The sequence below is a fragment of the Paenibacillus sp. Marseille-Q7038 genome (assembly GCF_965111595.1).
Genome location: NZ_CBCOOM010000001.1, coordinates 1,247,277 through 1,267,749, shown reverse-complemented (window position 1 = coordinate 1,267,749; position 20,473 = coordinate 1,247,277). Strand labels below are relative to the sequence as shown.

The 20,473-nt window shown below is 38.4% G+C and carries 18 protein-coding genes and 1 pseudogene; 2 read left to right on the top strand and 17 right to left on the bottom strand.

The window, feature by feature from the left end; translation table 11 throughout:
- Position 1: 1 nt before the first annotated feature.
- The 14 genes and pseudogenes from ACWPWY_RS06075 to ACWPWY_RS06010 all read right to left on the bottom strand — a co-directional run bounded on the left by ACWPWY_RS06075 (position 2) and on the right by ACWPWY_RS06010 (position 14,803).
- Positions 2-472: an NUDIX hydrolase gene (locus tag ACWPWY_RS06075; RefSeq protein ID WP_454190848.1), complete on the bottom strand. Its 471-nt coding sequence runs from the start codon at positions 470-472 to the stop codon at positions 2-4.
- Between the two features lie 69 nt (positions 473-541).
- The gene (locus ACWPWY_RS06070) at positions 542-970 is read right to left on the bottom strand and encodes a GNAT family N-acetyltransferase (protein ID WP_454190847.1); all 429 of its coding nucleotides are present in this window, start codon (positions 968-970) and stop codon (positions 542-544) included.
- Between the two features lie 61 nt (positions 971-1,031).
- Complete coding sequence (locus tag ACWPWY_RS06065) at positions 1,032-2,015, bottom strand: phosphotransferase enzyme family protein (protein WP_454190846.1); 984 nt, start codon at positions 2,013-2,015, stop codon at positions 1,032-1,034.
- A gap of 47 nt (positions 2,016-2,062) precedes the next feature.
- Positions 2,063-3,070, bottom strand: coding sequence for a phosphotransferase (locus tag ACWPWY_RS06060; protein WP_454190845.1), 1,008 nt, complete (start codon positions 3,068-3,070; stop codon positions 2,063-2,065).
- The gene (locus ACWPWY_RS06055; RefSeq protein ID WP_454190844.1) at positions 3,067-3,603 is read right to left on the bottom strand and encodes a GNAT family N-acetyltransferase; all 537 of its coding nucleotides are present in this window, start codon (positions 3,601-3,603) and stop codon (positions 3,067-3,069) included. The genes ACWPWY_RS06060 and ACWPWY_RS06055 overlap by 4 nt, the downstream gene beginning before the upstream one ends.
- Positions 3,604-3,921: 318 nt before the next feature.
- Positions 3,922-5,289: a Na+/H+ antiporter NhaC gene (gene nhaC / locus ACWPWY_RS06050; protein ID WP_454190843.1), complete on the bottom strand. Its 1,368-nt coding sequence runs from the start codon at positions 5,287-5,289 to the stop codon at positions 3,922-3,924.
- Positions 5,290-5,865: 576 nt separating this feature from the next.
- Complete coding sequence (locus ACWPWY_RS06045; RefSeq protein ID WP_454190842.1) at positions 5,866-6,063, bottom strand: hypothetical protein; 198 nt, start codon at positions 6,061-6,063, stop codon at positions 5,866-5,868.
- Between the two features lie 221 nt (positions 6,064-6,284).
- Entirely contained in the window at positions 6,285-6,602 is a 318-nt protein-coding gene (locus ACWPWY_RS06040) for a hypothetical protein (RefSeq protein ID WP_454190841.1), read from the bottom strand.
- Positions 6,603-6,739: 137 nt separating this feature from the next.
- Positions 6,740-6,943 (bottom strand): Lrp/AsnC ligand binding domain-containing protein, encoded by a 204-nt coding sequence (locus tag ACWPWY_RS06035; RefSeq protein WP_454190840.1) that lies wholly within the window; start codon positions 6,941-6,943, stop codon positions 6,740-6,742.
- 472 nt (positions 6,944-7,415) lie between these two features.
- Positions 7,416-9,800 (bottom strand): polyprenyl synthetase family protein, encoded by a 2,385-nt coding sequence (locus tag ACWPWY_RS06030; RefSeq protein ID WP_454190839.1) that lies wholly within the window; start codon positions 9,798-9,800, stop codon positions 7,416-7,418.
- A 245-nt stretch (positions 9,801-10,045) separates the two neighbouring features.
- Positions 10,046-11,400, bottom strand: a pseudogene (locus ACWPWY_RS06025) (IS3 family transposase).
- A gap of 272 nt (positions 11,401-11,672) precedes the next feature.
- Positions 11,673-12,686, bottom strand: a complete 1,014-nt coding sequence (locus ACWPWY_RS06020) for a phosphotransferase enzyme family protein (protein ID WP_454190838.1) — start codon at positions 12,684-12,686, stop codon at positions 11,673-11,675.
- 23 nt (positions 12,687-12,709) lie between these two features.
- A complete protein-coding gene (locus ACWPWY_RS06015; protein ID WP_454190837.1) occupies positions 12,710-13,648 on the bottom strand; it encodes an NAD-dependent epimerase/dehydratase family protein in 939 nt (312 codons plus the stop codon).
- Positions 13,649-13,900: 252 nt separating this feature from the next.
- Positions 13,901-14,803 (bottom strand): SDR family oxidoreductase, encoded by a 903-nt coding sequence (locus ACWPWY_RS06010; RefSeq protein ID WP_454190836.1) that lies wholly within the window; start codon positions 14,801-14,803, stop codon positions 13,901-13,903.
- 348 nt (positions 14,804-15,151) lie between these two features.
- On the opposite strand from ACWPWY_RS06010, the gene ACWPWY_RS06005 reads away from it, so the two are divergent.
- Complete coding sequence (locus ACWPWY_RS06005) at positions 15,152-16,138, top strand: diaminopimelate dehydrogenase (protein WP_454190835.1); 987 nt, start codon at positions 15,152-15,154, stop codon at positions 16,136-16,138.
- A 79-nt stretch (positions 16,139-16,217) separates the two neighbouring features.
- Here ACWPWY_RS06005 and ACWPWY_RS06000 read toward each other — a convergent pair whose 3' ends face one another.
- A complete protein-coding gene (locus ACWPWY_RS06000; RefSeq protein ID WP_454190834.1) occupies positions 16,218-17,303 on the bottom strand; it encodes a branched-chain amino acid aminotransferase in 1,086 nt (361 codons plus the stop codon).
- Positions 17,304-17,415: 112 nt separating this feature from the next.
- On the opposite strand from ACWPWY_RS06000, the gene ACWPWY_RS05995 reads away from it, so the two are divergent.
- On the top strand, positions 17,416-18,309 hold the full coding sequence (locus ACWPWY_RS05995) for a LysR family transcriptional regulator (RefSeq protein ID WP_454190833.1): 894 nt from the start codon (positions 17,416-17,418) through the stop codon (positions 18,307-18,309).
- 5 nt (positions 18,310-18,314) lie between these two features.
- On the opposite strand, the gene ACWPWY_RS05990 is transcribed toward ACWPWY_RS05995, so the two are convergent.
- Positions 18,315-18,866 (bottom strand): histidine phosphatase family protein, encoded by a 552-nt coding sequence (locus ACWPWY_RS05990; protein WP_454190832.1) that lies wholly within the window; start codon positions 18,864-18,866, stop codon positions 18,315-18,317.
- 161 nt (positions 18,867-19,027) lie between these two features.
- Complete coding sequence (locus tag ACWPWY_RS05985) at positions 19,028-19,828, bottom strand: SDR family NAD(P)-dependent oxidoreductase (RefSeq protein ID WP_454190831.1); 801 nt, start codon at positions 19,826-19,828, stop codon at positions 19,028-19,030.
- Between the last annotated feature and the right edge of the window lie 645 nt (positions 19,829-20,473).

Sequence of the window (20,473 nt, the reverse complement as noted above, 5' to 3'; positions counted from 1 at the left end):
ATTAGTTCGTTTTCACATGCTTAATTACACTAATATTGTTGTTATCTCGTTGTGAGAGTAAATCTAGCGACCCATCTGGAACCAACTTTACGTCAGAATCTGATTCAAAAAAATCTAGTGGTTTCCATTGAGCTTTATAATGAATATCCCCTTCTATTCCGTCAATTTCATCAAGATCATAAAAATTCTCTTCTTTCAGATTCACTTCATAAATAAAATCTATTTCATGTCCTTTATCATCCAAAACACCAAAAATGTTCTCTATGACAAAGATTAATTGTGGTTCTTCAATTTCTTGACTTAGTTCTTCCCTAATTTCTCTTATCAATGTTTGTTTACTATTTTCACCAAACTCGATAGTTCCACCAATTGGCCGATAGAAAGTTGTGCTGATCCCAGGATAATTAATGACTTCAACTAAAATACTCTCCTCTCTTCTAATGATCCCTAGTGAAACAGATCTTATTTTCATAAGATTAACTCCTCCGTCTATTCGTATTTTTACATCTTAATTCGAAATTATTTTCTAGAGAACGACATCTCATAATTTCTTCTGTAGAACCTGTTCTTCTTGCTTTATATAACTTGATCTTTCATATGTTTGTATAGCGACTTCATTCTTTTTACCTGTTAATAATTTCACTGAGGTAACACCTTGTAATTTAAGTTCTTCTTCGATAAAAGCCAACAACAATGTCGCTATTCCTTTTCTCCGAGCGTCTTCCTTAATGAACATTTCCGTAATTTCAGCATGAGGATTTGGATAACATATCGATTTGTAATATTGCGAACAAGCAAATCCTACGGGTACATCATTTAGTAAAGCTAATGCAACAAGCTCATTAGAATAAGATAAGTTTTTAATAACTACTTCTTCTGTAATTGCTACTCCATTAAATTCGTTATTCAGCTTAACAAGGTCTAGTGCATCTTTTGCAGTTGCCCATCGTAGATGAATATTTGAATCCATCAAGTTTTTCACTCCTTCAGTAAAATAAATCTTGTTTGCATCATCAATCTACCCACAAAATTTATAACTTGATATTACAGCCATCAAATGGCAGATTTCTTTCGATTAGGTTAACCGCTTCTTTAATTGCATTCTTTTGAAATTCATTCAAATTGTCTTCATTTCCGTCCCATCCAATCAGCCACCAAAAGAATGAACTTATATTTCTATATTCCATGAACATGGGAATCCTCTGATCCCACTCATTCTCAATATGGTTTTGTTTTATGTATCCTTTTAGAAATTCATGTAAGAAATGCTTAGCAAATTCATTCTTGGATTTCCACTCTTTTATTTGTGAACCCCACCATACAGCATGCGTAGCCGCAATTCCAATATCAAGTGCAAACCAACTATACAAAGAATCATCAAAATCAAAAACTGTTATTTCTCCTTCATTAATTAGGAAGTTATAGGGATGAAAATCATAATGAATAAGTCCATATGTATCTCTCTCTTTAGGCAGAGATTTCATTTCATTCTCTAAACCTCTGAGCTTACTTACAAGTAAATGATAATTACCCTGATGCAAATGTTGGTTATTTATTTCAGTTGGTATCCAGTTGTCCCTTTTGGTCTTCAAAGCACTAGAATCATATGATTTTGTTAACCGATGCATAGCCCCCATCGTTTCACCCCAGGTTTGAAATAAGGACGGTCCCCATAATTCTGGGTCACTATCAAATAATTTCCCTGGGGCCCCTTCAAACACGGTGGCAATATAGGTTTTCTCATGATTACGACATACTGTTGTTAATTCACCATCTAATGTATGAATCGGTATAGACACTCGAACGCCGTTATCAGCCAAATACCGAACAAAGTGGGCTTCCGCCTTGATACAATCTTCAAATTCGAGCGGTTTATCAGACAAGCGCAAAAAATAAGTCTTATTCCCCCAACTACATTTGTATACTTCATTACACGAGTTACCAATAAACTCTAATGTTTCCTTATCAATTCCAAAGGGTGTAGATGCTTGGGACAGTATTTCTATATCAACCATAGTGATTACCCCCTACGTTCTTCAATCTATTCGCATTCAACTTTAGTTTAAACTTGTGAGTTCTTAAAGAAGTCTAGTTTTTCGCTAATAAAATCATCGTCAAAATCAATACTCCCATGGATATGAGAATCTCCTAGACATAATCCCATTAACCAGAGCTGCCTTATTCCCACAAAGATTCGCACCGCTTGCAAATCCTTTTTGCTGAGCTTTCTTACCGATTCATAGCCCTCAATAAATGCATTCCATAGTCGCTCTAATTTATCCTGATCATGATGAAGTCGTACTTCCCTGGCTAATCGAAATTCAGCAATATCATATGCTCTCCAGCCAAATCCACATAGATCGAAATCATAATGAGTGTATGACATATCTTCTTTAAAGCTAATATTTGTATTTCCATGAAGATCGCCATGACAGATTCCCCAGTCTAACTCTTCTATAGGAAATTCGAGTAGTTTTTCTTCTAACTGTTCTGCAAACGCTCTAAGCCATTCATAACCTTCACTTCGATGGGTCATATAGGGTTCGATCGAGGTAAGTGATTGATGAATAAGATACTCCAAATTTAATGGCTGTCTTGTAAGTTCAGGCTGAAAACCATCTGATATCAAGTGAATATCAGCGACTGCCTTACCAAAAAGATGACTTATCTCTTCATTATCAATAGACCGCTCGGTCCCTTCTGCAAATGAGAAGAGCACACCGAATCTGTTTCCTTCCGGAGCATTCAGCGTTTGAATGAAATTCCCGCTCTGATCAGCTATGGGTAGAGATACCGGGATCTCTTTTCCATCTAAATAGGTTAACAATTCAATTTCAAAAGCAACCTCGGAATACTCAGATCTTCGATCCGCCCTGTAAACTCTATACACATAGTTATCTTTTGTTGTTTTAATGAGATAGGTATCATTCATCCCGCGAAGCAAATAACTGAACTCCGTTATATCATTCAGACCATAAGTTATTCCTATAAATTCTCGTAGTGCCTTATGAGATAAGGTTGAATAAGAAACTGGAAAATACACCTGTGATTTCTCCCTCATCTTATTCATTCTCCATCTTCCTTTTGTTTTTCAATAAATTCATCTTTCGTTAACCCGAACAATATAAAATCTAAGTATTTACCGTTTACATATACTACTTGGCGACGAACCCCTTCTTGAATACAACCGAGTTTCGTCATCATCTTGGCTGAACCTACATTCCCTTCAAGTACATAGTCGTTAAATTTATGAAGTCTTCGTTCTAGGAAGGCATATTTTAATAGAATTTTCATGGCACTTGTTCCGTAACCCTTACCTCGGTACTCTTTATCAATGACAATTCCTATACTAAATGTCCCATTTCTCTCATTGATGCTGTTTAGATTAATACCGCCTATACTATCTCCATCTAGGTTTTCAATAGTGAACATGATTCGTCCATTGGTAGAAGTAAAGTTTGCATTTTCTTCCACGAATTTTTTTGCTCCAACCATAGTAGGTGGTAACTCTACAGCACATTCTAGTAAAATACGAGCAGGAGTGTCGAAATCACTAAAATAACAACTCTCCCAGTCTTCTTCCTGTACAGCTCGTAGTCTCACCTTTTAATCCTGCCAAAAATAATCAGTGTAATCTATTTCTCTCATCATAACCTCCAAAATTTTATGTATTTGAACAATTCCTCTAACTAACCTACTTATCTCGCCGCTTTGCAAACGTGTTTAATCAGATTAACGAACATACCGAATTATACTATATACTTTATTTTTATGTAATATTTTACAAAATACTATTTGATTTAAACACATTCTTTCCCACAAATCACACGAAAAAAAGCCGCGATCTTCGCGACTTCTCATGAGTAGTTATTTAGTTTGTAGACCATTTACATTTATCAATTACATTTACATTCACTTTTCCTACTCTAGCGATTGTTTCTGCAACTTGGGAATCAGAACATAAGCAAACGTAATCATCGGACTTAACCATAAAAACGTTGCATATGGAACATATTCGATAACAGGAACCCCTAAAGTAGCTGCGAAAAAGGCCCCGCTTACCCCCCAAGGAATCAGTGGGTTAACAAGTGTCCCACAGTCCTCAAGTGTTCGGGAAAGTGTTCTGGCAGGAATCCCCCGGCGAGTATATTCATCCTTGAACATCTGACCTGGCAAAAGAATAGATAAATATTGCTCTCCTGTCATTCCATTTACGGCGATGGATGAGGCGCCCGTCATAAGAACGATATTGCTCTTACGCTTCAGAGGCTGAATCAACTTACGGAAAAAGGCTTCAATTACACCGCAATACTGTAATAATCCACCGAGCGATAAAGCAATTAAGATGAGGGATACGGATCCCATCATCGACTGAAGTCCGCCCCGGTTAACGATGGAAGCTACCGTCTCATTCGTAATCGAGCTACTGTACCCGCTTTGCATCACGCTAAACCAGAAACTAACAGACGTCTGCTGTTGTATGAATGCGGTGATGAGTAATCCGCTGACGATCCCAACCATAAGTGTGGGAAGAATCGGCACCCGCTTGACTGAGCATACAATAACAGCAATCGGGGACAACAAGGTAAACCAATGAATATGAAATCCATCTTGTAATGCGAACTTGATTTCTTGAATGGACGATAAATCAATTGTACTCGGCATAGGCAGAAATAAGAAAAAGATGGTTGTAAGGATTAGTGCTGGCAATGTGGTAAACATCATATTACGAATATGAGTAAAAATAGAAACCCCCGCCACCGCTGGAGCAAAATTTGTCGTGTCCGACAGCGGTGACATTTTATCTCCAAAACATGCGCCGCAAATAATAGCGCCTGCTGCGATTGTCGGTGTAATACCTGTAGTTAGTGCTATTCCCATCAAAGCGACACCTACCGTGCTCACCGTAGTAAAGGAACTTCCGGTGAACATCGAGACAAGAATCGTAATATATAATGCGCTCACTGCAAAATAATGAGGTTTAACATAATCCATACCATAGAATAAAATGGTCGGCACAGTGCCGCTCATCATCCACACAGCAATCAGAATACCAATGAGTGAGAGTATGAGAATAGGCATAATCGCCGTTTGAATCCCTTGGATTATTGCGGACTCAAGTTTTTTCCAGGGAACACCAAATATACTCAGCAACACGGCTGTACCTACTGTGGTAAATAGGAGTGGGATGTGCGGCTCTGCTTTTAGTAGAAATATGGATACAAATAATAGTGCTAGAATAAAAATAATAAGCGTCATGCTTTTTGAAAAACTAAGCTGTCTGTCCATGATGAAAGCTCCTTATAGAGGTTTGGATATGATTGCATATCTTCTTTTCGTTTTATTTTTAACAATGAGTCAAATCACTTTTTTACTTTTAAGCTTTTAGGCTTTTGCGCATTGAAGTACCTTCGTACTATAAACGAAAATCACGTTTCACGTCAACGTAATAAACATACATATCAGGTTTATATAGTAAATACACAATTAATAAAGATTACTATGAATCGAATTATATAATAAAATGCAGCCTTCGTTCGTATAACCGGACCAAGACTGCATTTTATTACAAACAAAAAAACCGCGTAATCCGCGGCTCCTTATGTATTTGTTAGATCAATATTTTGTTGTTATTAAGTTTATAAGTTGGGATATATTAATGGTCATCTTTTGCAAGTCTAAAGAATAACGCGAACGCCCACCAACAACACAACACTATAACAACAGCCATCATCGTAATAAATTCCATGTGGTTGCTCCTTTCATCTGCCAATGCATTTATTGTAAAGTAAAAAGAGCACTAAATTACGCTGTAATCTTGACAACTATATGTCATTTTATAAAATCCACAACAATCTTAGGTTACTAATTCACTAACAACACCCATATAATAATAAAAGCAATGACGGCAATTAGATAAAACAATACAATTTTACCTATATTCTCTTTGGCTTTACTTTCATATTCATGGTTTTGCTTTGCATTCTCTTTCGATAAACCTACAAGTACGGTACCAACTCCTCCAATTAATGCTACGACGATCACAATGATATACATAGCCATACGATCCCACCTTCCTCCATCTTTTTTACACTTGCTTCTTAGTTTTGATTATATAGATGTTATCATAATTGTAAATGTTTTCAATTTTATGAATCTGACCCAGCTTTCGTTCATTTGAAATCCGCATTTCTCACTGGTACTCGCCTAAGCAGGTTATTATCCACAACAAAAAACATCCACGCTCTTGTTTTCTCAACAAGTGAAGGGTGGATGCTATCGTTTTACCAGAAGAGCAGCAAGATTCCTAATATAACGGAAGCAGTAGCCAAAATCCTGGCAAGGACGTCCTTTTTCATGACTTTACAAATAACCGCAACTAAAGCAATTGCGCCAACAGTACCTACCGTAATTTTCTCAGCAGTTTCATTACTTGGGAGTGCGGTAACATTCAAATAACCGATTACGATACCAAGAATAACTGTAATAGAAAAAGCAATATTATTTACCTTTTTATCTTTTACCATAAACATGAGTGCGATACTAACGAGACTTAGGATCGATATAATAACAAACATAATAAATAATACGCCAAGCGCCATAGTGTCATACCTCTCGTTGTAAAATTCTGTAAGCTTCCTTCCTGAGTCTCCTTGTGAAGCTATTTCTATATCATTACCATTGAGAGACATGACTAAAACAGCTTATATTACTCCCCTTGTGTTGCTTGATCCGAATGTTACGGCAAAAGGGACGTGTGTTGTTCTAATGCTGTATTTATTTTAACTTCAGAAAAAACCACATGTGTAAGTGTAGAAGTGTACGCTGAGATTTCATCTATAAACGTTTCGATCTCATCTAGTCGACTTAAAGTCAGCATCACCATATAACATGCCCTGCCTGCGATTCGGTAACAAAATAAAACCGTAGGATAGCTTTCCACAAAAGCTTTGAAACGTTTATGATCTCCATGATGAATCGTTATTTCTATCTCATTGAAAGCCGTGCATCTCTCTTTAACTCAGTCAAAATAGATATATCGATATCATCAATTTTCATTTGTAAGCCAAACCTTCCTTATTTTGTGTCATTTTAAAAGTATAACATTAAAATACGTTCTATTCGAAATGTGAATACGACTAACAACTCGATAAAATAAAATACAGAAAGGTCGTGATCAACATGAAAGATAAAGGAGTTAATAAACAAGAGATAAACAAGGAATTGAATAAACAAAAGATCGAGTTACAAGTTGAGTCAAATAACACAAAAACAAGGAAAGATTACTATCATGAGATTATGAAAGCAATAGCAATTTTCAAATAACCAACATTCAGCTACATAAGGTTAAAGAGAAAAAGTGCTGGCATAAATGCCAACACTTTTTTGTTCATATGATAAGTTTTACGAACATTCTAATGATCTCGATGAATGATATAGTCTAGGATATGCTTTAGAAAAGCGCTATTCCGAGGCATCTCTTTTAGTGCATCTACAGCAAGACAATAGTGTTCCCACATAGCTTGTGCTGCACCGTCAGGTCCAAGTACAGTTACGAAAGTCGAGTTATTATTCTGAACATCTTTCCCCGTAGGTTTCCCAAGCAATTTCAAATCTCCTTGCAGATCAAGCAGATCGTCCTTAATCTGAAAAGCAATCCCCGCATGATAAGCAAATTTCTTTAATGTTGCGATTTCCTTTTCTTCCACTTTAGCAAGAATAGCAGGCATAATCAGAGAAGCTTCAAATGCAATTCCCGTTTTGTAGAAACATATGGTATTGAGTTCATCTAGCGTGAGCTCTTTTCCTTTAGATTCTAAATCCATTGCTTGACCCATGCACATTTCTCCTGCTTTTTGAGAAGAATATTGCATCAAAGCCAGAACAGACTTCGGGTCAAATGCATCTAGTGAAGATTGCTCCTGCGTTGCCTTTTGAATCAGAAAAAGCCCTGTTAATTCCGCAGTTGCACTATTATATACTTCATGTAAAGTAGCGTGCCCTCTGCGAGTTGCCGCATTATCCTGTGTCGGCAGATCATCGAAGATCAGTGAAGCCGTATGCATATATTCCAGGGAACGCAGCAGCGGTGCAATGGCGGAAGAAGGCAAGCCGTATTCTTTCACTGCCATAACCCAAGCCATGACGGGACGAATTCGTTTCCCCCCGCCTGCAAGACTATAATTGGCAGCTTCCGTAAGCGGTTCTTCCAGTGATGATACTTGAGCCGGTTTCGATATTTTCAGCAGGCGGTTAATCTCTGTTTGCGCTGTGTTTATCGTGTCTATGAATTCTTCCTTTTCAAGACGCTCGTTTTTCATCACGGTCAGCAGCTGATCCCGAAGCAGCTTATCAAAGAAATCCACATCTTCTGCTTTTCCAACCATCTGCTGAATTAACCCATTAAATTCCGGTATGCCCGAAGTAAAAATCTCCATAATCTCATTGTATTTGCTCACACCTACACGTTTTTTGCACCGTTTTAATCCATTGATCGCACGATCAAGAATCACTTCGCGAGTCTTCGCATCAGAATGGTATACGTTACGGATTAGATTCGAGATAACGGCCCAGTACAGCTCAAAAGGATTGATTAAATCTGGCCGCTGTTCTCGGTATGTTAAATAATAAGTATAAGGCGTGACGGCTCCATCCCGTAGATCATCAAACATATCTGCAAAATCATCTGCCAGCTGATTGTAAATTCCGTAAGCAAAGGTTCGGTTTTCAAATCCTTCATCCATAGGTTCACTTATAACAGATCTCACAATCAGACGCGATGATGATGATTTAATAATGATAGGTAGATAGATCTCTTCGTTCGTATAACTTCCATTGGTTAGATCCTTTATCCGATCTCGATCTTGAGATTGAAAAAACACGTACGATTGCTCTAAAAATGTATTCTGTGTATCTGCTCGCTGATAATCCCTAATGAATTCAAAAGCTTCTCGAAGCTCAGAATGAACATACTGAATCATTTCCAGATTTGTACCGGTCCATTCTTCCATATCAGGAACAGATCCGGTAAGAAGCGAGATTCGGATCATCTCAGAATATTGCTCTTTTTCCTCCGTATTCAGTACATCCGAATCTAAAAGGTCATCTATAAAAGGATAGGTCAATCCATAAGAATAACCCAAACGAATCGCTGCATCTAATCTCTCAGCTCGTTCTTCCGGCGATACTTCATCATCCATCTCATCCATTACATGAAGAACAACCCCGATAATGATCTTCATCAGTTTACGCTGTGCTTGTTCAGCGTCCATCTCTTTCGGAATATGAGCAGAGACACGCTTCAGTTTGTTCATCACCCAAATGGTGGCATTCTCTACCCTTTCCTTCTGTGCCCACCTATAAAATGAAGCAAAGTTAATGAAATCAGGTTGATCATTTTCACTCCCTTTTCCAGGCTTTAACAGATACTTTTTAATATCTGAAATCAGACGCTGAATACGAATCTGCGTATGGGGATCATCTAGCGCTTTACCAAGATCCCTCATATAGATATAGGAGACGCTGCGATCTAAATAATCATCTAATTTCCCCGTATAATGCAACCATTTCATGTACTGATAATAATCATTCGAATCCGGATTTTTCTTTCTACGCTTTAGATATTGAATAATGGAATGCTCACGAACATGGTCCTTTTTCCATAATAAAAAGTCTTCTGTAAGTAAAGATACATAAGTTTTATCTATAAACTGCTCATAAAGGGTTTCATAATATACTGCTGCTTTCCGTTCAGCTTCCTGATACCAAAGATCCGCACGAACTGTCAATTCTTTATTCATCTAGTGGATTACCTCAACTTCTTTTTTGATCATCATGTCTACATCTGCTTTGTAAGAAATTTCTCCATAAACATCAACTGATTTATATCTTACCTAGTCCTGTCTTCAAGACATGTTCATAGCATTAATACGGTATAAGTGTGTTTAGGTTACGAAAATGTGATAAATTCAATGAATAGAAAAATTGCCATAAGAAAACCGCCCTTGGCTGAAGTGACCCCTAAATGTTAGACACGGTTATTTCATTAGGCGACTTGGGTAAAACGAGTTCGGTACTGTACCGGACTCGTTTTTAATTTTGCCTTCAATCGTTTTGTGTTGTAGTAGTTCATATATTTTTCTAGTTCTAATTTAAAATGTTCTACACTCTCAAATTCCTTTAAGTAAAGGAGTTCGACTTTATAATCCCAAAGAAATTCTCCATTACTGAGTTATCATAGCAGTTACCTTTACGCGACATACTTTGTGTGATCCCTCTCTTTCGAAGAACTTCGCGATATGATTTCATTTGATAATGCCAGCCTTGATCTGAATGCATCATTAACTTGTGATCCTCTGGTAAACATTCTAATGCTTTTTCTAGCATCTCAGAAACGAGTGAATACGTTGGTCTAGAGCCAATTGTGTAGGAAATGATTTCACCGTTAAACAAGTCTAATACAGGTGATAAATAAAGCTTCTCACCAAATAATTTAAATTCTGTAATATCTGTAACCCACTTTTCGTTCGGAGCTTCTGCCGTAAAGTTACGGTTTAGAATATTTGGTGCAATTTTGCCCACTGTTCCTTTGTACGACTTATATTTTTTCATGCGAACTACGCTTTTTAACCCTAATTCTTTCATGATACGTTGCACTTTCTTATGATTCACTTTTTGCCCACGATTGGCTAGTTCATCTCGAATGCGACGATAGCCATATCGACCTTCATGTTCCTCGTAAATCGCTTTGATTTCAGCCTTTAAATCAGCATCTGGATCTGGACGATCTAGCTTCTTCACTACATCGTAATACGTGCTTCGTGGAATAGCAAGCGAATGCCACAAGCGCCTTCACCGAGTATTTATGCCTTAATTCATAGATGACCTTTACTTTGTCTTCCTTGGTGATTTTTTCTTGTTTTGAACTAAGGCATTTAACTTTTTTAAATACTCATTTTCCATTCGTAAACGTTCCACTTCTGCCTGTAAGGCCTCTACAGACCCTTCTACTAACGGTTGATTCTTTTGTTTGATCGATTCTTTTTTCACGGGTGTACGCCCCTTTTTCTTTGGTCTTAGGGCGTCTATTCCATGTAATTCTAAGCTCTCTTGCCAGCTTAAAATGGTACTATGACTCGCAATATTAAATATTGTCGCCGTTTCTCTAGCAGACGTCCCGAATTCGTTCATATAATTAAGTACGTCTAGTTTATCCTGTAAGGAATACGGTGTATAGCGCTTTTTAAAAACCTCTTCACCATGGTGCTCATATTGTTTAATCCAATTTAATAAAACGGAATGATGGATCCCTATAGATCTCGCAATCGATTTTATACCTTCCGATCCATTTTGATAGCGCATAACTGCTTGTAATTTTTCATCTGAACTAAACTTAGCCATATAAAAACTGCACCTCCAATGTTAGTTGATGTCTAACATTTGGGGTGCAGTTCATGGTATATGGCGGTCATTCACATATTATTCAGTTGTTATATGAAGAATTATTCCATCCACTGTCTCGGTCCGATCGTATGAAATAAACGTTCGTTTTCCGCTTGAATTGCATCCTGGATACGTCTGTATGTAAAATCACTGATGGGTTTCGGCAAGTCCGTAATATCGAAATATCCACACTCCACGATCTCAGGGGAAGATGGCTCAGGTTTCTGATCTCACCCCCATATATTCACAATTGGTTCTCCTATTTCTAAACGATTCTTACTTTCTCTGATCCAATCTTTAAACCACTGGTTATCCGAATGGCTGAAGGTTTCATCTCCCTCAAAATTCCGAAAGGCTCCAATGTATACAATCAGTTCTCTAAGTCTCAGAAACAAAGGCATTTGTTTTAACCAGTGCTCTTCAAGCTGATTCTCTTCGCGGTATCCTTTCAGAAAATGATTCATGAATCTACTCGCTTGATCTTCTCTACGTTTCTTTCCTTCTTCCCCACCATACACATATACAAGATAGTAGAGCTGTATAGCGATGTCTTCTACGAACCAACTGTACTGGGCTTCATCAAAATCAAACAAGGTTATCTCGCCTTCTTCACTGACTAAATAATTAGCATTATTAATATCCCCATGAATCAATCCGTAGACATCTTCGCTTATTGGCAGATTCTGAATCGAACGTACCAATTCCAAATAACGCTCTCTTACGCCTGTGTGAGAATCCGGCAGTATGTTAATATTCTTCAAATAATAATTCCCAGTCCAATGATGTCTTCTTATCTTAGGATCTGCAGGGTTGTACGATTTCGATAATGCATGCATTCTACCCGTTACTCTTCCTAATCTCTCGTACAATTCATGATCCTTAAGGCAGTCGGGGTAATCTATTTTCTTTCCCTTGGCTTTGTCAAAGACTGCTGCTGTAAAATACATTCCTTCTAAATCTGCTGTTTCAGTCCACCTTCCGTGAATGGAGGGTACTGGTGCAGATACAGATATCCCATGATCAGCTAAGTATTGAATCCATTCTAGCTCCGCTTGCACTTCACTTAGGGTACGATGTGCACTCGGTGTGAATCTCATTATGTATTCTTGGTTATCAACCAGGTATTCGTAAATAAAGTTTTGAAAACCGCCAATATAATGTAAGTCTTCTGTTTTTATACCATACCGGCTCACAATCTCTTCCATATTTACGTGATCAAAAACCGCTGCGATTTCATTCTCCATTGTAGTCGTTGTCCTCCTTATCATTATTTTTGTTGCTTTATGTACCAATCACTTGTCTCTTTGATCGCCTGTTCATGTGAGGTCGTATCAAAAGCAAAATGATTACTAAATTTGCTGAAATCGACAATAAAATTCTGATCTTGTTGATACATTAACTCTTTAAAATCTCTCATGAACGGATTAAATAAGCCTGTTACATTGACAATAAACTTATTTGCAATTCGATATTTCGGCACCTTAGATAAACGAGATGATATTTGTTCAACTAACTGCCGAGTGGTCATTGGTGCTGCATGAGGAATGTGCCATACTTCACCAACAGCTTTATCCTCATCACCTAGAATGGTTAAACCTCTCGCAAAATCTTTAATAAAGATGTGGGAATGCAAGGTGTCAGGGTTGCCGATCAGTTCAACTGGCTTTCCTTCTAGCAAATGTAGAAAAACTCTCTGACCCAGCATAGCGTTTAAGGCATAGGGACCATAGAAATCAGATCCTCTTCCAATGGTTGCTCTAAGTTTCCCCTGCTTTACAGCATCCATTAAAGTGGTAGCCAGCTGAGCGCGCACCCTCGTTTTTTCCCCAACAGGCTGGTAAGCCATGTTCTCGAGAAAGGGCTCTTTCTGAGGACCGTATGCGTATAGATTATCAGCGTATACTAACTTTACATCATTCTCAGAAGATGCTTGTATTAAATTATTCATGATGATAGGCAGTACCGTCGGCCACTCCCGATATGGAAGACCCGTGGCATTATAGATAACCGATGCATTTTTCAGGATATTTCGGGTATTTTCCAGGTTTGTCATATCAATTTTGATGCATGGTACACTTTTAGGCACGAATGCTTTCCCGCTTCGATTTACAGCTTTTACTGACTTGCCTCGCTTAAATAATTCATTGATTAATGCTAGTCCCAAAGGACCTGTCCCTACGACAATGTGTTCGTTTTTCGATAACATTAATATCCTCCTTACCGACTTTTTCTTTTTTTAAAAATTTTCATTTAATTGAATTTATTTACATTATATTATACATATTGACATCAACTACAGAGAAATTGCAACGATAAAAATATATCCATATTAGCGCAGAATTTGAGAAATTTATCATAATAGATACATAAAAGAACAAGAAAACGACCTTAGAACGAATAAAAAGGAGCTAATTTCCACTTTGGAAACTAGCTCCTTTTTCTATATCACTTATATAAATCAAGGGGAAGGAACGCCGCCATTGGCATTGAGGGTCTCACCTGTCACATAACTTGATTCTTGACTTGCCAAGAATACATAGGCTGGTGCCATTTCAGCAGGTTGACCAGGACGACCCATTGGCACATCCGCACCGAACTCTGCTAATATCTCTGTCGGTTGTCCTCCTACCACTTGAAGCGGCGTCCACACCGGACCAGGAGCCACCACATTCACGCGGATCCCTTTGCTAGCAACTTGCTGTGCAAGGGCTTTACTGAACGTATTAATGGCCGCTTTTGTAGTCGCATAATCTAGTAAGATGGGTGCTGGAGTATAGGCCTGAATAGAAGATGTATTGATAATCGAACTTCCCGGTTTCATGTGTTTGATCGCTGCTTTACACAACCAGAACGTGGAATACACATTTGTTTTAAATGTAGCATCAAACTGTTCTGTTGTAAGATCTGCGATATTTTCGACAAATTGCTGTTTACCAGCAACGTTCGCGAGGATATCAATACTGCCAAGTTCTTTGACTGCATCTGTTATTAATTGTTCACAGTATTTCTCGTCTTTCAGATCACCAGGAATCGCAATCGCTTTCCGACCTGCTTTCTCGATTCGCTCGACAACTTCTTTCGCATCTGCCTCTTCTTCAGGCAAGTATGACAATACAACATCGGCACCTTCAAGAGCAAAAGCAATTGCTGCCGCACGACCAATCCCGCTGTCCGCTCCGGTTACGACCGCTTTCCGCCCAGCTAAACGTCCGGTTCCGCGATAACTTGTTTCTCCTGCATCCGGCACGGGATACATTTCCTTCTGTAACCCTGGTTCAGGTTGCTTTTGTTTCCACTCACTCGTTGCTTTCGGATACTGAGTAGTCGGGTCCTGCACTTTGTATTGATCTTGTTCAGACATCGGTAATCCCTCCATTTTCTCGTATGTTTTTACATTAAGCGTTTTGGATATCTATTAATTCTATTAACTCTTCTTTTTCTAGTAACCGAGATTGACGAAATTCAAACGGGTACTAACTCGAATATCTTTAAATGGGATATACTTATCAAGTTCAAAGTCTTTGTATAATCCAACATAGGTTTGCACTAATCGTACATAAGTTTACACTAAATGTTATATTTCCCGTTATATTGAGTAACTTTTTCGTGAAGATCTAATTAGGATTCGAAGTTTTAGTTTACATTTGATGTCTGATCTTTATACTTATAAATATGCATTTGCTATTTTCAACTAGAGGAGGACTTTTTCTTGAGTAAAACTATTCAAATAGGTATCGTAGGATACGGAAATCTTGGCCGCGGTGTGGAACTTGCCATCAAACAAAATCCAGACATGGAGCTTGTAGCCATCTTCACTCGTCGCCAGCCTGATCAATTAACATCTGCTAATGGCAGTGCAAAATTTGAACATATTTCTACAGTCGAACAGTATAAAGGTAAAATCGATGTGATGATCTTGTGCGGAGGTTCCGCAACGGATCTTCCTGAACAAACCCCTGCTATTGCAAGTATGTTCAACACCGTTGACAGCTATGATACTCATGCAAAAATTCCTGAGTTCTATGACAAAGTTAACGAAGCAGCAGTGAAAGGAAATAACCTCAGTGTCATCTCTACGGGATGGGATCCAGGATTATTCTCATTGAACCGCTTGCTGGCTGAATCGATCCTTCCTGAAGGTAAAGACTTTACTTTCTGGGGTAAAGGCGTAAGCCAAGGTCACTCCGACGCTATTCGCCGCGTTCCGGGTGTAAAAGCAGGTGTACAATATACAGTTCCTGTTGAAGAAGTCATTGAGAGCATTCGTTCCGGTGAAACACCAGAACTTACTACAAGAGATAAACATCTTCGTGAATGTTTCATTGTCGCTGAAGAAGGCGCTAATCTCGAAGCGATTAAAGAAGCAATCGTAACGATGCCGAACTACTTTGCTGACTACAACACGAATGTACATTTCATCACAGAAGAAGAGTTGAAAGCCGAGCATCAAGGCATGCCTCACGGTGGATTTGTTATTCGTAGCGGTGTAACCGGCACAGGTACAAAACAAATCATGGAATTTAGTCTGAAACTCGAAAGTAATCCAGAGTTTACTGCGAGCGTACTTGTTGCTTATGCAAGAGCTGCGTATCGCCTCAGCAGTGAAGGACAAAATGGAGCTAAAACCGTTCTTGATATCCCACTGTCCTACTTGTCTCCTAAATCAGGAGCAGATCTTCGTCGTGAGTTGTTGTAATACACGAAATAAAAAAGAACCTTCATCTACAGATGAAGGTTCTTTTTTTAGTTACAGGTTATTTTGATAAGCTTACTAATTATTTAACTTCAACCATCCAATTAAGTACATCTTCTTGCTCACCATTCTGAATACCCGTAAGTGTATTATATAATCTAGCTGATAATTCACCCGTATTCCCCTCGTTAATGACCATCTTCTTATCTTGCCATTGTAGTTCGCCAATCGGGGATATTACTGCTGCTGTTCCTGTACCAAAAGATTCTTCCAAGGTACCGTTACAATGTGCTTCATATAACTCATCAATAGAAATCAAGCGCTCTTCTGTGGGAATATTCCAATATTTCAGTAACTGGAGAATAGAGTTTCGAGTAACCCCATCCAAAATACTTCCCGTTAAAGCCGGTGTTACTACCTTCCCGTCAATCTTGAAGAACACGTTCATACTACCTACTTCTTCAATATACTTCCGCTCAATGCCATCTAACCATAATACCTGAGCAAAACCGTTGCCAGCAACACCAGAATGAGCTTTTAATCCGGAAGCATAATTACCCGCCGTTTTCGCCATACCTGTTCCGCCTTTTACAGCACGAACATAATCAGATTCAACATAGATTCGAACTGGCTTAATTCCTTCTGGGTAATAGGAACCGACAGGAGATAAAATGATGATGAATTGATACGATGTTGAAGTAGTTGCTCCAAGAGAAGCTTCCGTTGCAATGATGAATGGACGGATATACAGAGATGTTCCTTTTTCCGTAGGAATCCAATCCTGATCAATCTGAATTAATTGCTTTAATGCTTCGAGTGCAAATTCTTCATCAATCTGTGGAATATCAATACGATCATTCGACAAGTTCAGGCGTTTGAAATTTTTATCGGGACGGAACAAAAGAACTTTTTCATCTGAAGTACGATATGCCTTCATTCCTTCAAAGACCGTTTGTCCATAGTGGAATACTTTAGCCGCAGGATCGAGTGAGATCGGTTGATAAGGAATGATCCGCGGGTTATGCCAGCCTTCTTCCGGATTATTATAGTCCATCATGAACATATGGTCTGTATAATACTTACCAAAACCAAGCTCACTTGCAGCTGGCTTCTGTTTTTTAGTCTTCGTAAGTTCAATTTCCATTGATAATGACACGATTACCACCATTCTTTCTCAAACTATTATTGTGTTGAATTGTAGCACCTCTTAAAGTATATTGTAAATATCTTTTTTATAGCTTATACATACCTTTTGGGTATGATTGTTGGGAGAGAGAATCATGGACATTCGGCAATTGCGGTACTTTCTGGCCATAGCAAACGAAGGGCAAATCACTCGCGCTGCTAAAATGTTAAATATGGAACAGCCTCCCTTAAGTCGTCAACTCAGACAAATGGAGCAAGAGTTAGAGGTTACCTTATTTGATCGCAGCGGTCATAAATTGAAGCTGACACCTGCAGGAGAGATTTTGCGGCAAAAAGCAGAACTCCTCATTCAACAGTTTCATGAAACGATTCAGGAAGTAAAAGAGGTTGATGAAGGCGTTCTAGGCATTCTTTCCATCGGTGCGGTTGTATCATGTATATCCCTGTTGCCACCAAAAATCAAAATCTTTCGCGTGCAGTATCCTGAAGTAACCTTTAAAATTAGTGAAGGCGATCATTTTCTGTTAGCTAAACAATTGGAGCAGAGAACGATTGAACTAATCGTTGCCAGATTGCCGTTTGAAGCGACTACCGAAATGAGCCCCTATTCTATTTTACATCTGCCTTCCGATCCATTCGTTGCCGTACTCCCAAGTGATTGGGGACTAGCTTCAGCTCATGATTCAATAAGGATGCACGAACTTGCCGACATTCCCTTTCTAACATTAAAGACAGATGAAACTACTGCCATGCATAATCGAGTGATGAATGAATGTAAACGACATGGATTTGAACCTGCTGTCATTTGCGAGTGCTCAAGTGTAGCCATCATTATTGCGCTTGTAGCATCAGGGATTGGTGGAACGATTCTCCCAAGATCGGTAATGGCCTCTTTTCCTTTACCCGCTATCAAAATGCTTCCCATCGCGGACATTAACTCTGAGTCAGATGTAGGGATTGTCTGGTTAAAAGATCGATATCTTTCGAAAAGTGCTCGGCATTTTATCGCCATGTTTCATGAAGTTTAGCTGAGTCAACGATTATATATCGTTTGTTTCGAGGCGAACTGATACGTTTTATACTTTCCATTCGCCGAAGCAAATTTTAATAAGTTTCCGTCCTCTGGAACACCCAAAAAGTATGCACCCATACATCCTGTCGTGCATCTATGACCCGACAACAAGATATTCAATTGGTTATCACCATACATCGATTCAAGTTCACCCATAAATTGAAATACTCTCTTTATATAACGATTTACGTCTTCAACACCTTGATAAATCGCAGGATCAGGCGTTAACCCGCTCATTATCACATCTTCTCTATGTAATAGATCGGCTTCTCCCAGATCAAAAACATCAAGTCTTGCTTCTATAGTTGCTTTCATCCCACTCACGATCTCTGCGGTTTGGACAGCTCTGATCTGCGGGGAAGAAAAGACGTAGTCGAATTTCACGCCATTCATTTCTTCTCTTGTTATTTCTGCCTGCTTGATCCCATATTCGTTTAGTGGTAATCCTTTTCTTCCTTGGAGCCTGCCTTCTTTATTCAAATCGGTTTGGCCATGTCTAATCACGTAGATCATATAAGCATCCCCTATCCTGTAATATGTACATTTAGACTACCATATATCAAAAAATCATTCACTTTTCCAGTTGTTACTTGAAATCATCATGGTCAAATAGCACTCCCCCACAGAAGTGGAAGAGTGCTATTTACCCAGATATAGATATCTAACTATATTTTTTATAGGTTTTTACTCATTGCAACGAAGTCCGGAACTGTTGGGTTAGCAAGATAATGTCCGCCTTCTACTTGAATGGTTTGTCCTGTGATGAATTTAGATTCATCTGACGCAAGGAAAAGAACCGTATTAGCAATATCTTCAGGCTCACCGTGATAAGGAAGCGCATTATATTTCATAAATGTATCTAATAGTTCAGGAGACAAGTTGTTTTTAGCTGCTGGCGTAAGAATAAGACCTGGTGCAACCCCATTACAACGAATATTATGTTTACCGTATTGTGTTGCTACGTATTTAGTCAAATGTACGACAGCTGCTTTTGTTGTACCATAGGCTGTACGAATAATATCAGAAGCGAATCCAGCCATTGAAGCTGTGTTAATGATCGCACCTCCACCCGCTTTAACCATATGAGGAATCGCATATTTACATCCCGCAAGCACACTTTTCAGGTTTACGTTGACTAGGTGATCCCATTCTTCAAGATCCATATTCACTACATCAAGATCTTTTTTCAAGTTGGTCAAACCTACGTTATTGAATAGAATGTTTACTGTTCCGTATTTTTCAACCGTTTTATCAACGGTTTCTTTAATGGATTCCAATTTGGAAGCATCCAAAAATATCCCGATCGCTTCGCCGCCTTGATTTACAATTTCTTGAGCTGCTTCTTCAGCACCCTTTAGATTGAAGTCTGCAATAACAACTTTAGCACCTTCTTTAGCTAGAGTTTGTGCTGTTGCAAGTCCGATTCCTGAAGCTCCACCTGTGATAATAGCTACTTTACCTTGTACGCGTTCCATAATTTATGTTCCTCCTGTATGCAATATTATCCGTCACGAGCTTCTGGGAACAAGTTTACTTATTTGTTAGTAATCTCTCACATTAATTCTCGTAAACAGTGATTTTTAGCACAGAGAAGTATAACATTAAGAGATTCATAAAATCAACTCTATCTTATATTTTAAAATTAAGATTTATTATTTAGATATAAATAAATTTACATATCCTTGCAATGAATCTTCATTTCCTGCTTAGAATCCATCCATTTTAAATCGGAATCCTAATTTAGGATCGTTATTTCCCGATACTTTGAGCAGGGCAATTTGATTAGATTCATTTAAGATGATTGCTCTTACAGCCTTTCGGATCTGAACCTGATCAGGTAAGTTGCTTCTTATTAAACCTATATCTATATCGGAGATTTCAGCGATTAATTTTACTCTTACAGCTCCTTTTTCTATTAATTCAATCTAATCATAGAAAGGGCTGCCTTATGGCAACCCTCTTTGTCTTTCTCTTATGCTTTTTTCATTGAGTAATAGCAATACTTCTTTTATTCAATCTCTATATCACTGTGAAACACAAAGCCTGCTTTATTGATCACTCGATTAGATGAAAAATTGCATGTTTGTGCAATAGCAAAGACTCCCATTTATATCCATAAA

Excerpts from the sequence above, each read along its gene's own strand:
- ACWPWY_RS06075 (WP_454190848.1), bottom strand. The coding sequence starts at position 472 with ATGAAAATAAGATCTGTTTCACTAGGGATCATTAGAAGAGAGGAGAGT.
- ACWPWY_RS06070 (WP_454190847.1), bottom strand. The coding sequence starts at position 970 with ATGGATTCAAATATTCATCTACGATGGGCAACTGCAAAAGATGCACTA.
- ACWPWY_RS06065 (WP_454190846.1), bottom strand. The coding sequence starts at position 2,015 with ATGGTTGATATAGAAATACTGTCCCAAGCATCTACACCCTTTGGAATT.
- ACWPWY_RS06060 (WP_454190845.1), bottom strand. The coding sequence starts at position 3,070 with ATGAATAAGATGAGGGAGAAATCACAGGTGTATTTTCCAGTTTCTTAT.
- nhaC (WP_454190843.1), bottom strand. The coding sequence starts at position 5,289 with ATGGACAGACAGCTTAGTTTTTCAAAAAGCATGACGCTTATTATTTTT.
- ACWPWY_RS06045 (WP_454190842.1), bottom strand. The coding sequence starts at position 6,063 with ATGGCTATGTATATCATTGTGATCGTCGTAGCATTAATTGGAGGAGTT.
- ACWPWY_RS06040 (WP_454190841.1), bottom strand. The coding sequence starts at position 6,602 with ATGGCGCTTGGCGTATTATTTATTATGTTTGTTATTATATCGATCCTA.
- ACWPWY_RS06030 (WP_454190839.1), bottom strand. The coding sequence starts at position 9,800 with ATGAATAAAGAATTGACAGTTCGTGCGGATCTTTGGTATCAGGAAGCT.
- ACWPWY_RS06020 (WP_454190838.1), bottom strand. The coding sequence starts at position 12,686 with ATGGAGAATGAAATCGCAGCGGTTTTTGATCACGTAAATATGGAAGAG.
- ACWPWY_RS06015 (WP_454190837.1), bottom strand. The coding sequence starts at position 13,648 with ATGTTATCGAAAAACGAACACATTGTCGTAGGGACAGGTCCTTTGGGA.
- ACWPWY_RS06010 (WP_454190836.1), bottom strand. The coding sequence starts at position 14,803 with ATGTCTGAACAAGATCAATACAAAGTGCAGGACCCGACTACTCAGTAT.
- ACWPWY_RS06000 (WP_454190834.1), bottom strand. The coding sequence starts at position 17,303 with ATGGTGGTAATCGTGTCATTATCAATGGAAATTGAACTTACGAAGACT.
- ACWPWY_RS05995 (WP_454190833.1), top strand. The coding sequence starts at position 17,416 with ATGGACATTCGGCAATTGCGGTACTTTCTGGCCATAGCAAACGAAGGG.
- ACWPWY_RS05990 (WP_454190832.1), bottom strand. The coding sequence starts at position 18,866 with ATGATCTACGTGATTAGACATGGCCAAACCGATTTGAATAAAGAAGGC.
- ACWPWY_RS05985 (WP_454190831.1), bottom strand. The coding sequence starts at position 19,828 with ATGGAACGCGTACAAGGTAAAGTAGCTATTATCACAGGTGGAGCTTCA.